Source organism: Micromonospora sp. LA-10, from assembly GCF_051853095.1.
Classification (GTDB): domain Bacteria; phylum Actinomycetota; class Actinomycetes; order Mycobacteriales; family Micromonosporaceae; genus Micromonospora; species Micromonospora echinospora_A.
The window spans coordinates 1465100-1486583 of sequence record NZ_CP195710.1; the positions used below are offsets into that span (position 1 = coordinate 1465100).

Below are 21484 nucleotides of genomic sequence, written 5' to 3' on the forward strand. Positions count from 1 at the left end.
GTCAGGACGCCCCGAGCACCCCGTCGACGAGCGCCTTGGCCTCCTCCTGGATCCGGGCCAGGTGTTCCGGGCCCTGGAACGACTCGGCGTAGATCTTGTAGACGTCCTCGGTGCCGGAGGGGCGGGCGGCGAACCAGCCCGACTCCGTGGTCACCTTGAGGCCGCCGATCGCGGCGCCGTTGCCGGGCGCGGTGGTGAGGATCGCGGTGATCGGCTCACCGGCCAGCTCGGTGGCGGTGACCTGCTCCGGCGAGAGCTTCGCCAGGACCGCCTTCTCCTCCCGACCGGCCGGGGCGTCGATCCGGGCGTACGCGGGCGCGCCGAAGCGGTCCGCCAGCTCGGCCCAGTGCTCGCTGGGCGTACGCCCGGTGGTGGCGATGATCTCGGCGGCGAGCAGGCAGAGCAGGATGCCGTCCTTGTCGGTGGTCCAGGTGCCGCCGTCGCGGCGCAGGAACGACGCCCCGGCGCTCTCCTCGCCGCCGAAGCCGACGGCGCCGTCGAGCAGGCCGGGCACGAACCACTTGAACCCGACCGGGACCTCCAGCAGCGGGCGGCCGAGGTCGGCCGCGACCCGGTCGATCATCGAGGAGGAGACGAGCGTCTTGCCCACCGCCGCGGCCGGGCCCCACTGCGCCCGGGTACGGAACAGGTGGCCGATCGCCACCGCCAGGTAGTGGTTGGGGTTCATCAGCCCGCCGTCGGGCGTGACGATGCCGTGCCGGTCGGCGTCGGCGTCGTTGCCGGTGGAGACCGCGTAGTCGTCCCGGGCGGCGATCAGCGAGGCCATCGCGTTCGGCGAGGAGCAGTCCATCCGGATCTTGCCGTCGCCGTCGAGCGTCATGAACCGCCACGTCGGGTCCACGAGCGGGTTGATCACGGTGAGGTCGAGGCGGTGCCGCTCGGCGATCTCACCCCAGTACGCCACGCTCGCCCCGCCCATCGGATCCGCGCCGATGCGTACCCCGGCGTCGCGGATCGCGTCGATGTCCAGCGCGGCGGGCAGGTCGTCGACGTACCGGGCGAGGAAGTCGTACCCGGCGGTGGTGTCGGCGGCGCGCGCCCGCGCGTACGGGATGCGTTTCACCTCCTTGAGCCCGGCGGCGAGGATGGCGTTCGCGCGGTCCTGGATCCACTTCGTGGCGTCGGTGTCGGCGGGCCCGCCGTGGGTGGGGTTGTACTTGAACCCGCCGTCGGACGGCGGGTTGTGCGACGGGGTGATCACGATGCCGTCGGCGAGGCCGCTGGTGCGGCCCCGGTTGTGGGTGAGGATGGCGTGCGAGACGGCCGGCGTCGGGGTGTAGCCGTCGCGGCTGTCGCGCAGCACCGTGACGTCGTTGGCGGCGAGCACCTCCAGCGCGTCGGCCTCGGCCGGCGCGGACAGCGCGTGGGTGTCCCGGCCGAGGAACAGCGGCCCGTCGAGGCCCTGCTCGCGCCGGTAGTCGCAGAGCGCCTGGGTGACGGCGAGGATGTGGTCGGAGTTGAACGCGTTGCGCAGGCTCGACCCGCGGTGGCCGGAGGTGCCGAAGGAGACCTGCTGCGCCGGGTCGTTCGGGTCCGGGTGCTCGGCGTAATAGGCGGTGACCAGCCGGGGCACATCGACCAGATCGTCGGGCTGCGCGGGCTGGCCGGCACGGGGGTGGGCCACTGCGGGATCCTCCTCGGGTTGCGGTGCTGCTGCTCAGGGCTCGACGCGCTGGCCCTTGCCGATGACGACGATGCCGTTGTCGGACACGGTGTAGCGCTGGCGGTCCTTCTCCAGGTCGACGCCGATCTCGGCGCCCTCGGGAACGTAGACGTTCTTGTCCAGGATCGCGCGCCGGACCACGGCGTGCCGGCCGATCTGGACACCCTCCATCAGCACGGCGCCGTCGACGTGCGCCCAGGAGTGCACCTTCACCTTCGGCGACACGATCGAGTTCTCCACCAGCGAGCCGGAGATCACCGAACCGGGTGACACCATCGAGCTGACCGCGCGGCCCACCCGCTCGCCCCAGGCGTGCACGAACTTGGCCGGCGGGTACGGCGGCTGCTCGGTGTAGATCGGCCACTCGAAGTTGTAGAGGTTGAACACCGGGTGCACGTTGATCAGATCCATGTGCGCGTCGTAGAACGAGTCGAGCGTCCCCACGTCCCGCCAGTAGCCGCGGTCGCGGTCGGTGCTGCCCGGCACCTCGTTGTCCTTGAAGTCGTAGACGTTGGCCTCGCCGCGCTCGACCAGCATCGGGATGATGCTGCCGCCCATGTCGTGCTTGCTGGTCTTGTCCGCCGCGTCGCGCTCCACGGCCTCACACAGCGCCCGGGTGGTGAACACGTAGTTGCCCATCGAGGCGTAGATCTCGTCCGGCGCGTCGGGCAGCCCCACCGCGTCGGTGGGCTTCTCCCGGAACGCGCGGATGCGCTTGCCGTCCTCGCCGACCTCGATCACGCCGAACTGGTCGGCCATCGACAGCGGCTGCCGGATGCCCGCGACCGTCACCCCGGCGCCGGAGGCGATGTGGTCGTCGACCATCTGCCGCGGATCCATCCGGTAGATGTGGTCGGCGCCGAAGACGATGACGTAGTCGGGCTGCTCGTCGTTGATCAGGTTGAAGCTCTGGTAGATCGCGTCGGCCGAGCCGGCGAACCACCACGGGCCGCGGCGCTGCTGCGCGGGCACCGGCGTGACGTAGTTGCCGAGCAGCGTCGACATCCGCCAGGTCTTGGTGATGTGGCGGTCCAGCGAGTGCGACTTGTACTGGGTCAGCACGACGATCTTGAGGAAGCCGGCGTTCGCCAGGTTGGACAGGACGAAGTCGACCATGCGGTACATCCCGCCGAAGGGGACGGCGGGCTTCGCCCGGTCGGTCGTCAGGGGCATGAGGCGCTTGCCCTCCCCGCCGGCCAGGACGATCGCGAGCACCTTGGCAGCCATGCTCAGACGCTAACGACCTGGAACCGACTTCACCACTCGGACGCCCACACTTGCGCACCGCGTGCGACACCCCGCTCTGCACTAGGGTGCGGGCATGGCACCGATGCGCGTCGACCTGCTCACCCGCGAGTACCCGCCGGAGGTGTACGGCGGCGCCGGAGTGCACGTGGAATACCTCGCCCGCGAGCTGCGCCGGCTCGCCGACGTGCGGGTGCACTGCTTCGGCGCGCCGCGCGACGAGCCCGGCGTCACCGCGTACGCCGAGCCGGCCGCGCTCACCGGCGCGAACGCCGCGCTGCGGGTCATGGGCGTCGACCTGGAGATGGCCGCCGGCACGGCCGGCACCGACGTGGCGCACAGCCACACCTGGTACGCCAACCTGGCCGGGCACACCGCGAAGCTGCTGCACGGGGTGCCGCACGTGGTCACCGCGCACAGCCTGGAGCCGCTGCGCCCGTGGAAGGCCGAGCAGCTCGGCGGCGGGTACGCGCTCTCCTCCTGGTGCGAGCGGACCGCGTTCGAGGCCGCCGACGCGATCATCGCGGTGAGCGCGGGGATGCGCCGTGACGTGCTCACCGCGTACCCGGCGGTGAACCCGGACCGGGTCCGCGTGGTCTACAACGGCATCGACACCGCGCAGTACGCGCCGGACCGCAACACCGACGTGCTCGACCGGCTCGGCATCGACCCGGCGCGGCCCAGCGTGGTCTACGTCGGGCGGATCACCCGGCAGAAGGGCCTGCCGTACCTGCTGCGCGCGGCCCGGGAGCTGCCCGCCGACGTCCAGCTGGTGCTGCTGGCCGGCGCGCCGGACACCCCGGAGATCGCCGCCGAGGTCGAGGAGCTGGCCGCCGGGCTGCGGGCCACCCGCTCGGGCGTGGTGTGGGTGGCGGCGATGCTGCCCAAGCACGAGGTGATCCAGGTGCTCACCCACGCCACGATCTTCGTCTGCCCGTCCGTCTACGAGCCGATGGGCATCGTCAACCTGGAGGCGATGGCCTGCGAGACCGCAGTGGTGGCGACCGCCACGGGCGGCATCCCCGAGGTGGTCGCCGACGGCGAGACCGGGCTGCTGGTGCCGATCGAGCAGGCCGGCGACGGGTCCGGCACCCCGCTGGACCCGGAGCGTTTCGTCGCCGACCTGGCCGCGCGGATGAACGAGCTGCTGGCCGACCCGCAGCGGATCGCCGCGTTCGGGGCGGCGGGGCGGCGGCGGGCGGTGGAGCACTTCTCCTGGGACGCGATCGCCCGCCAGACGCTGGAGGTCTACCGCTCGGTGGGGGTGTAAGGAAGGGCCCCTTATTAACGCCTCCGGTAGAGGAAGGGCCCCTTCTTAACAGCCCGCCCCCGGTCGCAGGGCGGCGGATACAGTCGCCGGATGCCCGATGCGATCTTCGCCCATCCGCGTCTCGCGCCGGTCTACGACGCCTTCGACTCCGACCGGGACGACCTGGCCGCCTACCTTGCGCTCGCCAGGGAGCTGGGCGCGCGCACGGTGCTCGACGTGGGCTGCGGGACGGGGTCGCTGGCGGTCCTGCTGGCCCGGCACGGGCACGCGGTCGTCGGCGTCGACCCGGCCGAGGCGTCCCTCGACGTCGCGCGGGCCAAGGACGGGGCCGGCACGGTCCACTGGATCCACGGCGACGCCACGGCGCTGCCCGCGCTCGACGCCGACCTGGCCACGATGACCGGGAACGTGGCGCAGGTCTTCCTGACCGACGCCGACTGGGGACGGACGCTCCAGAGCATCCACGCCGCACTCCGGCCGGAGGGGCATCTCGTCTTCGAGACCCGGCGTCCCGGCCATCGCGCCTGGGAGGAGTGGGCGACGGATACCGGCGCGGTCATCCGGTCCGTCCCGGGCGTCGGACGGGTGGAACGGCGTCTCCGGGTCACCGCGATCGACCTGCCGTTCGTCTCCTTCCGCTTCACCTACCGGTTCCTGGCCGACGGGGCGGTGGTCACGTCGGACTCGACGCTGCGGTTCCGCGACCGCGACGAGGTCGAGTCGAGCCTGAACGCCGCCGGATACCGGGTGCTCGACGTGCGGGAGGCGCCTGATCGCCCCGATCGGGAGTTCGTGTTCGTCGCGCGGCGGACGAGCTAGACGCGGAGCGCTCGGGCGAGACAGTCCCGGGCAAGTCGTCGGCGGCCGGTCCCCCGATTATTGACGCTTCCTGCCAAAAATGCTTCACTGGCCGCATGGCCTCGGACAACCCGCCCGCGCGGCGCCGGCGTGGCCGGCCCACGGTGCTCGATCCCGAAGCGGTCGGCACCGCGGCCCTGCGGCTCTGGGCGGAGCACGGCTACGGTGCCACCGGCTGGGACGACATCTCCGCGGCCACCGGGATCAGCGCCCGCACCCTGATGCGGCACTTCCCGTCCAAGGCCGCCCTCGCCTGGGTGGGGGTCCCCGCCGCCACCCGGCGGCTGACCGAGACGTTCCGCACGCTGCCCCTCGACATCCCGCTGTCGGACGCGCTGCGCGCCGCCGTGGTGGCCTCCGTCTCCGACGACGCGCTCGTGCTCAGCGCGGGCGGGTACTGGATGCGGGTCGTCGCCGAGGAACCCGAGCTGGCGGAAGCCTCCGGCCGCGCCTACGCGCCCTGGACCGAGGCCCTCGCCCGGGAGATCGCCCGGCGTCAACCGGGGGCGCCGAGGGCGATCTACCACGCCGTCGCCGCCGCGTACCGCGAGGCGGCCCAGGCCGCGCTGTACGACTGGGCCCGCGGCGGCCCCGACGGCTCGCCCGCCCACGCCGTCGACGCCCTGCTGCGTCGGCTGGACATCCGCATCACCACACCCGAGGAAGCCCCGTGACCGCCACGCGCCCGACTCCCGACCCGCTCGCCCCCGCCACGCTCGGTCCGGTTCGCCTGCGCAACCGGGTCATCAAGTCCGCCACCTTCGAGGGGGCGACCCCGGACGCCCTCGTCACCGACCGCCTGATCGAGTACCACACCGCTGTGGGGCGCGGCGGCGTCGGCATGACGACGGTCGCCTACCTCGCCGTCACGCCCGAGGGGCGCACCGAACGGGGCCAGGTCCACTGGCGGCCCGAGGCGTTGCCCGGGCTGCGGCGGCTGACCGAGGCGGTGCACGCCACCGGCGCCAAGGTCAGCGCCCAGATCGGCCACGCCGGGCCGGTGGCGAACTCCCGCTCGAACGGGCTGCCCTCGCTCGCCTCGTCGGCGCGGTTCAACCCCCTGGCGATGGGCTTCGACCGCGCCGCGACGCACGACGACATCCGCCGGATCGTGGCCGCACACGGCAGCGCCGCCGCGGCGGCGCGCGAGGTCGGCTTCGACGCCGTCGAGGTGCACCTGGGCCACACCTACCTCGCCGGATCGTTCCTGTCGCCGAAGCTCAACCGACGCCGGGACGAGTTCGGCGGTGCGCTGGCCAACCGCGCCGAGTTCCCGCGCCGGATCCTGGCCGCCGTCAAGGAGGCCGTCGGCGACGACGTGGCCGTCATCGCCAAGATGAACATGAGCGACGGCGTACGCGGCGGTTTCGATCTCGACGAGTCGATCCCGTTCGCCCGGATGCTGCAGACCGACGGGCACCTGGACGCCCTGGAACTCACCGGCGGGTCCTCGCTGCTCAACCCGATGTTCCTGTTCCGGGGCGACATCCCGCTCGCGGCGATGGCCGCGCCCCAGCCGCCGCTGCTGCGGCTCGGCATGAAGATGTTCGGCCGGTTCCTGTTCCGCGACTACCCCTACCAGCCGCTCTACTTCCGCGACCTCGCGCTCCAGTTCCGCCGCGAGCTGTCCATGCCGCTGATCCTGCTCGGCGGCGTCACCGACCTCGACGGGATGCGCACGGCCATGAGCGACGGCTTCGAGTACGTCGCGATGGCCCGCGCCCTGCTCCGGGAGCCGGATCTGATCAACAAGATCAGCCGCGACGCCGCCACCCGGTCGCGCTGCACCCACTGCAACCTCTGCGCCGCCAGCATTTTCACCGGCACCCACTGCCCCCTGGACGCCGAGGGGACGACGGCGCTCGTCGCCGCCGGTACCCGGCCCGTCGTCGCCCCGTAGCAAGGAGTTCCCCCATGTCCGTACCCCGGCAGCCCCGGCCGACCTCGGTCGACCTCGTCGTGATCGGCTCCGGCACCGGCCTCGCCGCCGCGCTCAGCGCCCACGAGGCCGGCCTCTCCGTCGTGGTTGTGGAGAAGTCGCGCTGGGTCGGCGGCTCCACGGCGCGCTCCGGCGGCGCCTTCTGGATCCCCGCCAATCCCGTGCTGGTCGCCGAAGGTTCCGGGGACACACCCGAGCGCGGCGCGGCGTACCTGGAGGCCGTCGTGGACGGCTCCGCGCCCGAACAGCGCTGGCGCAGCTTCCTCGAGCACGGCACCGCCACGATCGAGATGCTCACGCGGACCACCCCGATGCGGTTCCTCTGGGCCCGCGGCTACTCCGACTACCACCCGGAGCTGCCCGGCGGCACCGCCGCCGGCCGCAGCTGCGAGTGCCGCCCGCTCGACCTGAAGGTCCTCGGCGCCGACCGCGCGCGGCTGCGTCCCGCCGTCCTCTCCGCACCAGTGCCCATGCCGGTCACCGGCGCGGACTACAAGTGGCTCAACCTGATGGCGAAGACCCCGGTTCGCGCGCTGCCCCGCATCGTGACCCGCCTCGCCCAGGGTCTCGGCGGCCTCGCGCTCGGGCGCGAGTACGCCGCCGGCGGCCAGGCCATCGCCGCCGGCCTGTTCGCCGGCGTCCGCCGTGCCGGCGTCCCGGTCTGGACCGAGACGGCGCTGGAGCGGCTCCTGGTCGAGGGGGACCGGGTCGTCGGGGCCGAGCTGCGCCACGGGGAGTCGACGTTCGCCGTACGGGCCGAGCGGGGTGTCGTGCTCGCCAGCGGCGGCTTCGACCACAACCTGCCGCTGCGGCACGCCCACCACCACCGCGACCTGGGCGACTGGAGCCTCGGCGCGGACAGCAACACCGGCGACGGGATCCGCGCCGCGCAGGAGGCGGGCGCCGGCACCGACCTGATGGAGCAGGCGTGGTGGTTCCCCGCCGTCGCGCCGGTCGGCGACGCCGCGCCGTCGGTGCTCCTCGCCGAGCGTTCCCTGCCCGGGTCGCTCATGGTGGACGGCACCGGCCGCCGGTTCGTCAACGAGTCCTGCGACTACATGACGTTCGGCCAGCGGGTCCTCGGCCTCGCCCGCGAGGGCGCGGCGCTGCCGGCCATGTGGCTGGTCTTCGACCAGCGGTACCGCAACAGCTACGTCTTCGCCGGCACGCACTTCCCCCGCGCACCGCTGCCGAAGTCCTGGTACGCGGCGGGCGTCGCGCACCGCGCGGGCACCCCGGGTGACCTCGCCCGGTCGATGGGCGTGGACGCCGACGCGTTGAGCGCCACCCTGGCGCGGTTCAACCAGCTCGCCACCGCCGGCGTCGACGACGACTTCGCGCGTGGCGCCAGCGCGTACGACCGCTACTACGGCGACCCGACGATGACGCCGAACCCGAACCTGCGGCCCCTGGCCGGCACCCTGTACGCCGTCCGGGTCGTCCTGTCCGACCTCGGGACCTGCGGCGGGATCCGGGCTGACGGCCTCGGCCGGGCGCTGTCGGAGGAGGGGACCCCGGTCCCAGGGCTGTACGCGATCGGCAACGCCGCCGCCAACGCCTTCGGCCGCACCTACCCGGGGGCCGGGGCGACCATCGGCCAGGGCCTGGTCTACGGCTACATCGTCGGGCGGCACGCGGCGGGCAAGCTCCCCGCCGCCGACCGGGCCCCGGCTGACCGGACGGCGGAATAGGCACGGTTTCGTCGCACCCGGGGCCGCCCGGCGTGCCAGCATCCGGCAGGACGCACGGGGCCGACCCGGACCGGCCGTCGGCGAAGCGGAGAGGAACCGACATGGGTACGTACGCGGTGACCGGCGCGGCCTCGGGCATGGGCCGGGCGTCCGCCGAGCGGCTGCGGCGCGACGGGCACACAGTCGTCGGCGTGGACCTGCGGGACGTGGAGGTCGTCGCCGACCTCTCCACGCCGACCGGGCGCGCGGCGGCGGCCACCGAGGTGCTGGAGCGCGCCGGCGGGCGGCTCGACGGGGCGGTCTGCGCCGCCGGGCTCGGCGGCATCCCCGGCCGGGACCGGCTCGTGCAGCAGGTCAACTTCTTCGGCGTGGTGGAGCTGCTCGAGGCGTGGCGACCGACGCTGGCCGCCGCCGGCAACAGCAAGGTCGTGGTGTTCGGCTCGAACTCCGTCACGCTCACCCCGATGGTGCCGGAGCGCGCCGTGCGGGCCCTGCTCGATCGCGACGCCGACAGGGCGCTGCGCGTGGTGGGGCGCTTCGGCAAGCGCTCGGCGCCGTTCGCGTACGCGAGCTCGAAGCTGGCGGTGACGCGGTGGGCACGCCGCGCCGCGATCTCACCGGAGTGGGCCGGCGCCGGCATCCGGGTGAACGTCCTGGCCCCCGGCATCATCGCCACCCCGCTGCTGGAGGAGCAGATGGCCCGGGGCGAGAAGGAGGCGGTCGAGGGGCTGCCGGTGCCGATCGGCGGGCGCGGCAGGCCGGGGGACGTCGGCGAGTGGGTGGCGTTCATGCTGTCGCCGGCCGCCGACTTCCTCTGCGGTTCGGTGATCTTCCTGGACGGCGGCTCGGACGCCTACTTCCGCACCGACGACTGGCCCGTCTCCACCGGGCCGGCCGGGGTGCTGCGCTACATGCGGCGTGCCAAGGCGTGGCGGGCCCGGCGCTGACCCGGCAGGCCCGCCCACCCGGGCGGGCGCGTCGCCGTGGAAGCAGCGCGCAACCGAGCGCGAGAGGATCTCGCGCAGTAGGTTGAGCGGGTGACTGGACGGTTCCCGATCGAAGACGTCTCCCCCGTCGTCTCCTGCGGTCGCTACCCGGCCAAGGCGGTGGTCGGCGAGGTCGTGCCGGTGTCGGCGCGGGCCTACCGCGAGGGCCACGACGCGCTCGGGTGCAACGTGGTCTGGCTCGGCCCGGACGGCGCGGCCCGCCCGTTCACCCGGATGCGCTCCGGCGAGCCCGGCCAGGACCGCTGGCACGCCACCATCCGCCCGGACGCGGTGGGCCTGTGGCGCTTCGCCGTGGAGGCGTTCGGAGATCCGTACCTCACCTGGCAGAACGCGGTCACCAAGAAGATCGCCGCCGGCCAGGGCGCGGCCGAGCTCGCAAACGACCTGGCCGAGGGCGTACGCGTGCTGACCGCCGCGCTCGACCTGGTGCCGAAGGCCGACCGTGCCCGCGTACGCGAAGCCGCACGGGCCCTTGCCGACGACGAGCGGGACCTGCCGCGGCGGGTGAGCGCGGCGCTGGATCTGGCCGACCTGCTCTGGGAGCACCCGGTGCGCGAGCTGGTCACCACCGGCGAGGAACGCACGATCTGGGTGGACCGGCCGCGGGCGCTCTTCTCCGCCTGGTACGAGTTCTTCCCCCGCTCCGAGGGCGCGATCCCGGCCACAGTCGACGCGCCCGCCCGTTCCGGCACGTTCGCCACCGCCACGGAGCGGCTGCCGGGTGTCGCGGCGATGGGCTTCGACGTGCTCTACCTGCCGCCGATCCACCCGATCGGCCGGGTCAACCGCAAGGGCCGCAACAACGCGCTCACCGCCGGGCCGGACGACGTGGGCTCGCCGTGGGCGATCGGCGCGGCCGAGGGCGGTCACGACGCCATCCACCCCGACCTGGGTACGCCGGAGGACTTCCGCGACTTCGTCGCCGCCGCCGCCGAGCAGGGCCTGGAGGTGGCGATGGATCTGGCGTTGCAGTGCGCGCCGGATCACCCGTGGGTCACCGAGCACCCGGAGTGGTTCACCACCCGCGCCGACGGCAGCATCGCGTACGCGGAGAACCCGCCGAAGAAATACCAGGACATCTATCCGCTGAACTTCGACAACGACCCGGAGGGCATCCGGGCCGAGATGCTGCGGGTGGTGCTGCACTGGGTCGGCCAGGGCATCCGGATCTTCCGGGTGGACAACCCGCACACCAAGCCGTTCGACTTCTGGCACTGGCTGATCGCCGAGGTCAAGAAGGTGGACCCGGACGTGCTGTTCCTGGCCGAGGCGTTCACCCGGCCGGCGATCATGCACGGGCTCGGGAAGATCGGCTTCACCCAGTCGTACACCTATTTCACCTGGCGCACGACGGCGGCCGAGATGCGGGAGTACTGCGAGGAGCTGGTCGCCTCGGTCGACTGGATGCGGCCGAACTTCTGGCCCAACACGCCGGACATCCTGCACTCGTCGTTGCAGCACGGCGGCCCGCCGATGTTCAAGATCCGGGCGGTGCTGGCGTCGCTGCTGTCCCCCTCCTGGGGCATGTACGCCGGGTTCGAGCTGTTCGAGCACGTGGCGCGCCCGGGCGCCGAGGAGTACCTGGACAACGAGAAGTACGAGCTGCGGCCCCGGGGCTGGGACGCCGCGCTGGCGCAGGGCCGGTCGCTGGCGCCGTTCATCACCACCCTGAACCGGGTACGCCGCGACAACCCCGCCCTGCACCAGCTGCGCAACCTGCGGTTCCACGACATCGACAACCCGGCGCTGCTGTGCTGGTCCAAGCACGACCCGGAGACCGGCAACACGGTGATCGTGGTCTGCTCGTTCGACTCCCGCGAGGTGCAGTGGGGCAACACCACGCTCGACATGCCGGCGCTCGGCATGGACTGGCACGAGCGGTTCACGGTGCGCGACGAGCTGACCGGCGCCGAGTACGACTGGGGGCAGCGCAACGCGGTGCGCCTCGACCCGTACCTGCAACCGGCGCACGTGCTCACCGTGCGCCGACCGGCCGCGCCCGAGCCGCCGCAGCCGGCCGCACCGGCCCTCGCCGAGCCGGAGCAGCCGGCCTCGCCCGACCTGACAGTCGAAGACGTACCCGCCGACCTCTCCGGCGGCACCGCCCCGACCGCACCGGCCGACAAGGACGACGCCCGATGGACCAGCTGATCACCGGCGAGGTACACGACCCGCACGCCGTGCTCGGCGCGCACCCGGACGGCGGGAGCACCACGATCCGGACGCTGCGCCGGGGCGCGGGCGAGGTGACGCTGCTCGTCGACGGCGAGGCGCACCCGATGAAGCGGGTGCACGACGCCGGTGTCTTCGAGGCGGTGCTCCCCGGCGAGGTGCTCGACTACCGGGTCGAGGTGGACGGCACGACGCACGACGACCCGTACCGTTATCCGCCCACGCTGGGCGAACTCGACCTGCACCTGATCGGCGAGGGCCGGCACGAGCGGCTCTGGGCGGCGCTCGGCGCCCGCGTGTTCGACGAGGGCGTCGCCTTCACCGTCTGGGCGCCCAACGCGCGCGCGGTGCGGCTCGTCGGCGACGTGACCGGCTGGTCGCCGGACGACGGCTGGCCGATGCGGTCGCTCGGCTCCAGCGGCGTGTGGGAGATCTTCGCGCCGGGCATGCCGGTGGGCGCCCGCTACAAGTACCGCATCCTCGGCGCGGACGGCCGGTGGCGGGACAAGGCCGACCCGATGGCCGCGCGCACCGAGGTGCCGCCGGCCACCGCGTCGGTGGTGCACGAGTCACGGTACGAGTGGGGCGACGCGGACTGGCTCGCGCGCCGGTCGCGGCAGGCGCCGCACCAGGAGCCGATGAGCGTGTACGAGGTGCACCTGGGCTCCTGGCGGCCCGGCCTGGGCTACCGGGAGCTGGCCGAGCAGCTCACCGCGTACGTGCTGGAGATGGGCTTCACCCACGTGGAGTTCCTGCCGGTGATGGAGCACCCGTTCGGCGGCTCGTGGGGCTACCAGGTCACCGGCTACTACGCGCCGACCGCCCGGTTCGGCGACCCGGACGACTTCCGGTACCTGGTGGACCGCCTGCACGCCGCCGGCGTCGGCGTGCTCCTGGACTGGGTGCCGGCGCACTTCCCGAAGGACGAGTGGGCCCTCGCCCGCTTCGACGGCACCCCGCTGTACGAGCACCCCGACCCGCGTCGCGGCGAGCACCCCGACTGGGGCACGTACGTCTTCGACTTCGGCCGCAACGAGGTCCGCAACTTCCTGGTCGCCAACGCGCTGTACTGGCTCGACGAGTTCCACATCGACGGGCTGCGGGTCGACGCGGTGGCCTCGATGCTCTACCTGGACTACTCCCGCTCCGACGGGCAGTGGGCGCCGAACGTGCACGGCGGGCGGGAGAACCTGGAGGCGATCGCGTTCCTCCAGGAGGTCAACGCCACCGTCTACCGGCACCACCCGGGCGTGCTGATGATCGCCGAGGAGTCCACCGCCTGGCCCGGCGTCACCAGGCCGACCTCCGAGGGCGGGCTCGGGTTCGGGTTCAAGTGGAACATGGGCTGGATGCACGACACCCTGCTCTACACCTCGAAGGACCCGATCTACCGGCAGCACCACCACCATCAGCTCACGTTCTCCCTGGCGTACGCGTGGAGCGAGAACTACGTGCTGCCGATCAGCCACGACGAGGTGGTGCACGGCAAGGGCTCGCTCGCGGGCAAGATGCCCGGCGACACCTGGCAGCGGCTGGCCACAGTGCGGGCGTTGCTGGCGTACATGTGGGCGCACCCGGGCAAGCAGTTGCTCTTCATGGGCTGCGAGCTGGCCGACGACCGGGAGTGGAGCGAGGAGCGCGGCCTCGACTGGTACCTCACCCACGATCCGGCGCGCGCGGGCGTGCAGCGGCTGGTCGCCGACCTGAACCGGGTCTACCGGGCCACGCCGGCGCTCTGGGCGCAGGACACCGACCCGGCCGGCTTCCGCTGGATCGCCGGGGACGACGTCGCCAACAACGCGGTGTCGTTCATCCGGATCGCCCCGGACGGCCGGACGCTGGTGTGCGTGGCGAACTTCTCCGCGCTGCCGCTGGAGGACTACCGGATCGGCCTGCCCGCGGCCGGTACGTGGGCCGAGGCGCTGAACACCGACGCGAACCACTACGGCGGGTCGGGGGTGGGCAACCTGGGCGAGGTGCACGCCGAGAACATCCCCTGGCACGGCCTGCCCGCGTCGGTCGCCCTGCGCGTCCCCCCGCTCGGCGTCCTCTGGCTGACCCCTCGTTGACGGGAGTCAGACCAGGTCGGCTTCGCGCAGGAGCTTCCAGAGGCCGGCGCCGTCGGGGGCGCTGAGCCACTTCTGGCCGATCGGGCCCGAGGACGGCCGTCCGGCGGGGGCGGGCAGGCTGCCGGCCAGCACCGACTGCGTCGGCGACAGCTGCCGGATCGCCACCCCGGCCACGTGGTCCGGGTGCGCGGCGGCGAACTCCCGGTAGATCTCTGGGTCGTGCTGCCCGTCGTCGCCGATCAGCAGCCACCGCACCTCGGGGAACTCCCGGGCCAGCCGGGCCAGCGTGGCCCGCTTGTGTTCCCGGCCGCTGCGGAACCAGCTGTCCGCGGTCGGTCCCCAGTCGGTCAGCAGCAGCGGCCCGGCCGGGTAGAGGTGCCGGGACAGGAACCGGGTCAGCGTCGGCGCGACGTTCCAGGCGCCGGTGGACAGGTAGAAGACCGGCGCGCCCGGGTGGGCGGTGGCCAGCCGCTCGTACAGCACCGCCATGCCGGGCACCGCCGTGCGGGCGTGCTCGTCCAGCACGAACGTGTTCCACGCGGCCAGCAGCGGCCGGGGCAGCGCGGTCACCATGACGGTGTCGTCGATGTCGGAGAGGATGCCGAAGCGGACAGCCGGGTCGAGCACGCGGACCAGCGCCTCCACCGGCTCGGCGTCGGCGACGCTGAGGCGTACGCAGCCCCAGCCCGGGGTGAAGTCGGCCTCGATCACGGTGTCGACGAACCCGCTGCGGTCGGCGGTCACCTCCTGGCGTACGCCGTCGGCCTCGATGGTCACCCGGATGTGCTTGGCGGGCAGGGTGGCGAAGCTGCGCCAGCCCCGCACCTTGTCCAGGCGACCCCGCCGCCGGGTGTCCGGGCGGCCCAGCAGCACCCGGCAGAGCACCCGCGCCCAGCCCGGGGCGCCGTAGCCCGCGTACGCGATGATGTTGGGCTGCCATCCGGTGCGCCGCAACCGGCGCTCCACCAGGCCGTGCACGGCGTCCTCGAAGCGCGCGGCGCGGTGCAGTCGCGGCACGGCCAGCTGGTCCGGTGGTGTGGGTGGCACGCTGCAACACTGCCACAACCGGACGGGCCCGGCCACGCGAGTGATCCACACCGATCGGCCCTCGGAGCCGCGTTCCGCCGTGACAGACTGCGGTCGGGGCGACGACGGGGGCGTTGGTCGTGTCGACAGCGAAGCGGGACCCGGTACGACGGCGTCCGGACGCGCCGGCGCTGGTGGCGTTGCTGCTCGGCGTGGCCGGTGTCGGCTACCGCCTGGCGCTGACGCTGCTCACCGTGCCCGCGTCGAACAGCGACGAGGCCACGTTCGGCCTGGCCGCGCTGCACATCGCCGCCGGCCGGGAGCGACCGGTCTTCCTCTACGGCCAGCGCTACATGGGCGTGCTGGAGTCCTACCTGGCCGCGCCGCTGGTCGGCTGGGCCGGACCGAGCTGGCCGGTGCTGCGGCTGCCGCTGCTCGCGCTCTTCGCGGTGTTCCTGTGGCTGGCGTACCGGCTGACCCGCCGCCTGTTCTCCCCCTGGCTCGCCGTTGTCGTGGTGGGCCTGCTGGCGCTCGGCTCGGAGCGGGTGGTCCGCGACCAGCTCACGGTGGTCGGCGGGCGTCCCGAGGTCAAGCCTGCGGTGCTGGCGATGCTGCTGCTCGCGGTCGCCCTCGGCGAGAACCGGGTGCGGCACCGCTGGCTGGCCACCGGCGCGTTCGGGCTGCTCGCCGGGCTGGCGCTCTGGTCGGACTGGCTGATCGCGCCGTATCTGCTGGTGGCGGGCGTGGTGCTGGTCCTGGCCGTGCCCCGGGATCTGATCGGCTGGCCGGGCGTGCTGCTGGTGGCGGGCTTCCTGGTCGGGATCGCGCCGGTGGTGAAGGACAACATCGTCGCGCCGCCCGGGCAGGACTCGCTGTCGGTGTTCCGGGAGATCAGCACCAAGGAGGGCGTCGCGCCGTCGCTCGCCGAGCGGCTGCGCGGCGGACTGCTGGAGGGGGTGCCGCTGGCGTCCGGCCTGTGCCCGATGGACGGCTGCGCGCGCTGGGCGCAGTGGTTCGGCCTGCTCTACCCGGTGCTGCTGGTGGCCGCCGCCGCGCTCGGGCTGCTCGCCTACCGCCGGGCCGCCGACCACGCGGCGCGGGTCCGGGCCGCGGCGATCCTCGCCCTGGTCGTGGGCGCGGCGCTGACCCTGCTGGCGTACGTGCGCAGCCCGCTCGCCGCGACCGACCCGCTGGGCAACGCCCGCTACCTGTCGGTGCTGCAGATCTCGCTGCCGGCCGTGCTGTGGCCGCTCTGGCTGGCCGCCGCGCACGCGGTGCGGGCCACCGCCGGGCGGGCCGCCCGCCTCGGCGGCGCCACGGCGGCGGTGGTGCTGGCCGGGCTGACCGCCGCCACGGTTGCCGGCACCGTGGCGTTCCTGGCCGGCGTGCCGGGCGTACGCGCCGAGGAGCAGGCGGCCCGCCGGCTGGCCGACACGGTGCGGGGCGCCGGGCTGCACGAGGTGTACGGGGACTACTGGACCTGCAACCGGCTGATCTTCAACACCGGGGAGACCGTCGCCTGCGGCGTGCTCGACGGCGCGCTGACGCCGGGGCAGAACCGCTATCCGGCGTACTGGCAGCGGGTGGCGCGCGCGGCACGGCCCGGGTACGTGGTGGACGTCGGCTCCCCCGCCGAGCGCACGCTGCGGCGGCTGCTGGGCGAGCGCGCCGACGCGGCGGTGGTGGCCGAGGTGGGCGGCAGTCGCGTGTACCACCCGGACCGTGCCGTGCGGCCGTGGCGCTGAGCCCGGCCCGTACGCTGTGCCGGTGCTCATCCTGCTGCCCCCGTCGGAGGGGAAGGCCGAGGCCGGCACCGGCCGCCGGCTGGACCTGTCCCGGCTGTCCCTGACCGAGCTGAACCCGGCCCGGGAGGCGGTGCTGACCGCGCTCGTCGACCTGTGCGCGGGGCCGGACGAGGCGGCGGCCCTGGCCGCGCTGGGCCTGACCGAGGGGCAGCGCGGCGAGCTGCGGCGCAACGCCCGGCTGCGGGAGGCCGCGACGGCGCCGGCCGGGCGGCTCTACACCGGCGTGCTCTACGAGGCGCTGGGCCTGGACACGCTGCCCGCCGAGGCGCAGCGGGCGGCCCGCCGCCAGGTGCTGATCAGCTCCGGGCTGTGGGGCGCGGTACGCCTCGCCGACCGGGTCCCGCCGTACCGCTGCCCGATCGGGGCGCGGCTGCCCGGGCTCGGGGCGCTGTCGGCGTACTGGCGTGGCGCGCTCGGGCCGGTGCTGGAGCCCGCCGCGGGACGCGGCCCGGTGCTGGACCTGCGCTCCGGCGCGTACGCGGCCACCTGGACGCCGCGCGGCGCGCTCGCCGAACGCACGGTGACGGTTCGGGTACTGCACGAGCGGACCGTGGACGGCACGCCGACCCGGTCGGTGGTGAGCCACTTCAACAAGGCGACGAAGGGCCGCCTGGTGCGGGATCTGCTGCTCGCCGACGCCCGGCCGCGCACCGCGGACGCGCTGGTGGGCGCGCTGCGGGACCTCAAGTACACGGTCGAGGAGGCGCCCCGGTCGGCCGGGCGGCCGCGGCAGGTCGACCTGGTGGTCAGCGAACTCTGACGGCGGGCTTCCCGCAAATTTTGCTCAAGGCTCGGCCGCATCGGTTCCCGGCCCGGCGGTTGGCGACGACGGTAGAGGTACCCCGACTCTGACCCGAGGAGCTGAGCCGATGCTCGCCGAGCCCACCTCGCTGCTCGACCGCCCCCGCCCGTCCCCGCCGCTGGACTGGCTGACCCTGACCGACGCCTTCGAGATCGCCTGCATGGTGCGCTGCACGCCGCCGCCGGCCGCCGGAGCAGGCCGCCTGGACCCCGGACCGCACCGGGGCGGGATCGCCGAGTTCAACCGCGCGGACGCGGCGCACCGGATGCGGCAGCTGCTGGGGCGGCTCGACGTGCCGGTGCAGCACGAACTGACCACAGGTGGCCTGCGCCGCCGGTACGAGCTGCACCGGCTGGCGGTGCCGCCGCAGCACCGGGCGGCGTACGCGAATCTGCTCACCACCGGCTGGCGGCAGGGCCGCCGGGAGCTGCTCGGCGGGCCGTTCCCGGGCGCCTCGGCGGCACGGCGGCTCTGGCGGCCCCGGCTGGCGGCGGCGGCCTGGCGGGCGGCGCTGCTCGCCGGTGGCCGGCACGTACGCCGGCACTGCCTCGGCATCCGGCTGGCCGACCGCGACCTGGCGGCGGTGCTGGTCCGCAGCGCGGCGCTGCTGGAGGTGCCGGCGGCGCTGCGCCCGGGTGCGGGCTGCTTCCTGGTGATCGTGCCCAACGGGGAGTACCGGACCAGGATCACCGAGAGCGCGGAGCTGGCCGCCGCCGGCTGACCGGCTGGGCTTGCGCGGCGGCGGGTGCACGGCGCAGAGTGCAGCCCGTGAGCCGACACTGGCCTGTGCGCGCCGCCGCCCCGCTCGTGCTGGCGCTGCTGCTCGTCTCCGGCCTGGCCGGATGCCGGGACGAGCCGGCCGAGCCGACCCGCATCCGCATCGCCACCGGCAGCCCGACCGCCGTCTACCACGCGTTCGGCCAGTCGCTCGCCGCCGTGCTCAACCGGGAGCTGCCCGGGGTACGGGCCGAGGTGGTGGTCACCGCCGCCTCGGCGCAGAACGTCCGGCTGGTCGGCTCCGGCGCGGCGGAACTGGGCTTCACCCAGGCCGACGTGCTCCCGCCGCGGGAACCCGAGCACCCGTCCGTGCTCGCCGTGGCCCGCGTCTACGACGACCTGCTGCACCTGGTCACCCGCGCCGGCGGGCCGATCCGCACGCTCGCCGACCTGCGCGGCCACCGGGTCTCGGTGGGCGCCGACGGGTCCGGCACCGAGATCACCGCCACCCGCCTGCTGGAGGTGGCCCAGCTCGACGGCGACCGGATCCGCCAGGAGCACCTCGGGCTGGACGACTCGATGACCGCGCTGCGGGAGGGCCGGATCGACGCGTTCTTCTTCTCCGGCGGACTGCCCGTACGCGGCGTCGCCGACCTGGCCGAGCGGACCTCGCTGCGCATCGTGGACCTGGGCGAGTGGACCGAGGCGCTGCGCCGCGGCTACGGGCAGGTCTACGTGACCCGGGACATCCCCCGCTCCATGTACCAGGCGGAACCGGTCAGCACCGTGGCGAACCCGAACTATCTGATCGTGCGCGCCGATCTGCCCGCCGCGCTGGTGCGCGACGTGACCCGGCTGCTGATGGAGCGCCGGGCGGAGCTGGCCGCCGCCCACCCGGCGGCGGGCCGGATGAGCCCTCGGTCGGCGATCGTCACCACCCCGCTGCCGCTGCACCCGGGCGCGGCGCAGTGGTACCGCGCCGCCAAACCCTGAGCCCGGGCGCGGTCAGCGGCCCGGCTGCGGTCGGCGGCCCGGGCGCGGTCAGCGGATGACCGGTTCGCCGTCGCGCTGCGTGCCCACCGTGCCGCCGGCCTCGGCCGGGCAGTCCGCCGCGGCCTTGTCGCCGGCCTCGGCCGGCGCCGGGAACCACAACTCGGCGACCAGTCCCCGGGGCTCGCCCTGGCGCATGGTGAGCCGGCCGTCCGAGGCGTCCACGAGCACCGCGGCGATGGTCAGCCCGAGCCCCGCGCCGTCCACGTTCTGCACGTCCGGCGCCCGCCAGAACCGCTCGGTGGCCTGGTCGAGCTGGCTGGCCGTCATGCCCGGGCCGGTGTCCCGGACGGTGAGCGCCGTACCGCCCTCGGCGGCCCGGACGGTCACCGTCACCTCTCCCCCGACCCCGCTGAACTTCACCGCGTTGTCGATCAGGGCGTCCAGCGCCTGGTCGATGGCGGTGGGCACGGTGCGGGCGTACACCGGCTCGCCGTCCGCGTCGAGACGCAGCACGACCTCGCGGTGCCGGGCCAGCGGCAGCCAGGCCGCCACCCGGGAGGCGGCCGCGGCGGCGGCGTCCACGGTGACCCGCTGGTTCTCCTCCCGCTCGGCGCGGGCCAGTGTGAGCAGCGCGTCGAGCACGGTGGCCAGCCGGTCGGTCTCCTCCAGCGCCAGCCGGTGCTCGGCCCGCCCGTCCGCGTCGCTGAGGCTGGGCCCCAGTTCCTCCACCCGCAGCCGCAGCGCGGTCAGCGGGTTGCGGAGCTGGTGGCTGGCGTGCGCGACGAAGGCGCGCTGCCGGTCCATCACGTCGGAGACCGCGTCGGCCATGTCGTTGAAGCTCGTCGCGAGCCGGCGCAGCTCGGGTGGTCCGAGCCGGGCGCGCACCCGTGCGGTCCGGCGGCCCTCGGCGATCTCGTGGGTCACCGCGTCCAGCTCGGTGACCGGGCGCAGCACCCAGCCGGCCAGCCCGAACGCGGTGGAGACGCAGGCCAGCACCGCGAGCAGGCCGATGCCGGCCAGCAGCAGCCACCACGCGCTGACGGTACGGCGCACCCCGTCCGCCGGGCTGGTGGTCACCACGGCGCCGAGCACCTCGCCGCCGTCGTTGATCGGCACGGCCGTCACCACCGGCCCGCCGTCCCACGGCCAGACCGACTCCGGGCCGCTGAACTGCTGCCCGGACAGCGCGGTGTCGAGGGCCGGGCCGGTGGCCGCGCCCGGCTCCCAGGCCGACGAGGCGGCCACGGTACGGCGCTCCCGGTCCACCACCGCCGCGCCGATGCCGTAGAGGGCGTCGTAGGCGGCCAGTTCCCCGTCGAGCGGGCCGGGGCTGCCGCCGCGCAGCGCCGGGCCGGCGAGCGAGGCGAAGCGGGTCGCGTCGGCGAGGCGGTCGGCGCGTACCCGGTCGGTCTCCCGGGACGCCAGCGTGAACGCCAGCGGCGTCTCCAGCGCGATCAGGACGAGCACCATCAGCAGCAGGTAGCTGATCACCAGCCGGCGGCGCACGGGCTCCTCCTCACGCGCCGCGGAGCCGGTAACCGACCCCGCGTACGGTCTCCACGAGCGTCGCGTCGCCGAGCTTGCCGCGCAGCGACCCGACGTGCACCTCCACTGTGTGCCGGTCGGCCCAGGTGGTGCCCCACACGTCGAGCAGGATCCGCTCGCGCGGCACCGCCACCCCAGGCTGGCGGGCCAGCGAGAGCAGGATGTCGAACTCCTTGCGGGTCAGCGCCACGTCCCGGCCGGCCACGCTGACCGTCCGGCCGCCGACGTCGATGCGCACCGGCCCGGCCTCGATGAGGTGACGCTCCGGGACGGTGTGCGCGGCGCGGCGCAGCACCGCCTCGATACGCGCCTGCAACTCCACCATCGAGAACGGCTTGACCACGTAGTCGTCGGCGCCCAGCCGCAGGCCCAGCACCCGGTCGCGTTCCTCGCCGCGCGCGGTCACCGCGATGATGCCGAGCTGGCTGCTGCGCCGGCGCAGCTCGCGGCACACGTCGGTGCCGTCGCCGTCGGGCAGCGTCAGGTCGAGCAGCACCAGGTCGCAGGGGGCGGCGGAGAGCGCCGCGGCGACTGTGGCGGCGTGTTCCACCTGGTAGCCGCGCCGGGTCAGCGCTGATGACAGCGCGGCGGCGACCCGACGGTCGTCCTCGACCAGGAGGATCCGCACCCGTTCCTCCCTCCGCTCGACATGTGCCCTGCG

General features: G+C 74.1%; 17 protein-coding genes. 12 read left to right on the forward strand and 5 right to left on the reverse strand.

From position 1 onward, the window contains the following. Position 1: 1 nt before the first annotated feature. Together pgm and glgC are read right to left on the reverse strand one after the other, a co-directional pair. A complete protein-coding gene (gene pgm, locus ACSDG8_RS06850; RefSeq protein ID WP_210942896.1) occupies positions 2-1645 on the reverse strand; it encodes a phosphoglucomutase (alpha-D-glucose-1,6-bisphosphate-dependent) in 1644 nt (547 codons plus the stop codon). Between the two features lie 33 nt (positions 1646-1678). Beyond that, positions 1679-2911, reverse strand: coding sequence for a glucose-1-phosphate adenylyltransferase (glgC, locus tag ACSDG8_RS06855; protein WP_210894973.1), 1233 nt, complete (start codon positions 2909-2911; stop codon positions 1679-1681). 94 nt (positions 2912-3005) lie between these two features. On the opposite strand from glgC, the gene glgA reads away from it, so the two are divergent. The 8 genes from glgA to glgB all read left to right on the forward strand — a co-directional run bounded on the left by glgA (position 3006) and on the right by glgB (position 13935). Continuing rightward, on the forward strand, positions 3006-4199 hold the full coding sequence (gene glgA / locus ACSDG8_RS06860; RefSeq protein ID WP_247678578.1) for a glycogen synthase: 1194 nt from the start codon (positions 3006-3008) through the stop codon (positions 4197-4199). Between the two features lie 90 nt (positions 4200-4289). Then, positions 4290-5018 (forward strand): class I SAM-dependent methyltransferase, encoded by a 729-nt coding sequence (locus ACSDG8_RS06865; RefSeq protein ID WP_210894974.1) that lies wholly within the window; start codon positions 4290-4292, stop codon positions 5016-5018. 95 nt (positions 5019-5113) lie between these two features. Then, positions 5114-5731, forward strand: coding sequence for a TetR/AcrR family transcriptional regulator (locus ACSDG8_RS06870; protein WP_210894975.1), 618 nt, complete (start codon positions 5114-5116; stop codon positions 5729-5731). Then, positions 5728-6957: an NADH:flavin oxidoreductase gene (locus tag ACSDG8_RS06875; protein ID WP_210894976.1), complete on the forward strand. Its 1230-nt coding sequence runs from the start codon at positions 5728-5730 to the stop codon at positions 6955-6957. The genes ACSDG8_RS06870 and ACSDG8_RS06875 overlap by 4 nt, the downstream gene beginning before the upstream one ends. Before the next feature lie 14 nt (positions 6958-6971). After that, complete coding sequence (locus ACSDG8_RS06880) at positions 6972-8687, forward strand: 3-ketosteroid-delta-1-dehydrogenase (protein ID WP_210894977.1); 1716 nt, start codon at positions 6972-6974, stop codon at positions 8685-8687. 101 nt (positions 8688-8788) lie between these two features. Then, positions 8789-9634, forward strand: coding sequence for an SDR family oxidoreductase (locus ACSDG8_RS06885; protein WP_210894978.1), 846 nt, complete (start codon positions 8789-8791; stop codon positions 9632-9634). Positions 9635-9724: 90 nt separating this feature from the next. Beyond that, positions 9725-11845 (forward strand): alpha-1,4-glucan--maltose-1-phosphate maltosyltransferase, encoded by a 2121-nt coding sequence (locus tag ACSDG8_RS06890; RefSeq protein ID WP_210894979.1) that lies wholly within the window; start codon positions 9725-9727, stop codon positions 11843-11845. Beyond that, positions 11833-13935: a 1,4-alpha-glucan branching protein GlgB gene (gene glgB, locus ACSDG8_RS06895; protein WP_210942895.1), complete on the forward strand. Its 2103-nt coding sequence runs from the start codon at positions 11833-11835 to the stop codon at positions 13933-13935. Before ACSDG8_RS06890 ends, glgB begins: the two co-directional genes overlap by 13 nt. A gap of 6 nt (positions 13936-13941) precedes the next feature. Here glgB and ACSDG8_RS06900 read toward each other — a convergent pair whose 3' ends face one another. After that, positions 13942-14982: an App1 family protein gene (locus ACSDG8_RS06900; RefSeq protein ID WP_374223528.1), complete on the reverse strand. Its 1041-nt coding sequence runs from the start codon at positions 14980-14982 to the stop codon at positions 13942-13944. 119 nt (positions 14983-15101) lie between these two features. On the opposite strand from ACSDG8_RS06900, the gene ACSDG8_RS06905 reads away from it, so the two are divergent. The 4 genes from ACSDG8_RS06905 (at position 15102) to ACSDG8_RS06920 (ending at position 19278) form a co-directional block, all read left to right on the forward strand. After that, positions 15102-16706 carry a hypothetical protein gene (locus tag ACSDG8_RS06905; protein WP_210894982.1) on the forward strand — a complete coding sequence of 535 codons (1605 nt, stop codon included), beginning with the start codon at positions 15102-15104 and terminating at the stop codon, positions 16704-16706. Positions 16707-16722: 16 nt separating this feature from the next. After that, a complete protein-coding gene (gene yaaA / locus ACSDG8_RS06910; RefSeq protein ID WP_210895011.1) occupies positions 16723-17526 on the forward strand; it encodes a peroxide stress protein YaaA in 804 nt (267 codons plus the stop codon). Positions 17527-17635: 109 nt separating this feature from the next. Continuing rightward, positions 17636-18289, forward strand: coding sequence for a hypothetical protein (locus tag ACSDG8_RS06915; RefSeq protein WP_210894983.1), 654 nt, complete (start codon positions 17636-17638; stop codon positions 18287-18289). 47 nt (positions 18290-18336) lie between these two features. Then, complete coding sequence (locus tag ACSDG8_RS06920; RefSeq protein ID WP_210894984.1) at positions 18337-19278, forward strand: TAXI family TRAP transporter solute-binding subunit; 942 nt, start codon at positions 18337-18339, stop codon at positions 19276-19278. A gap of 48 nt (positions 19279-19326) precedes the next feature. Here ACSDG8_RS06920 and ACSDG8_RS06925 read toward each other — a convergent pair whose 3' ends face one another. Then, on the reverse strand, positions 19327-20784 hold the full coding sequence (locus ACSDG8_RS06925) for a sensor histidine kinase (protein ID WP_307856206.1): 1458 nt from the start codon (positions 20782-20784) through the stop codon (positions 19327-19329). A 10-nt stretch (positions 20785-20794) separates the two neighbouring features. After that, positions 20795-21451, reverse strand: coding sequence for a response regulator transcription factor (locus ACSDG8_RS06930; protein WP_210894985.1), 657 nt, complete (start codon positions 21449-21451; stop codon positions 20795-20797). Positions 21452-21484: the final 33 nt, after the last annotated feature.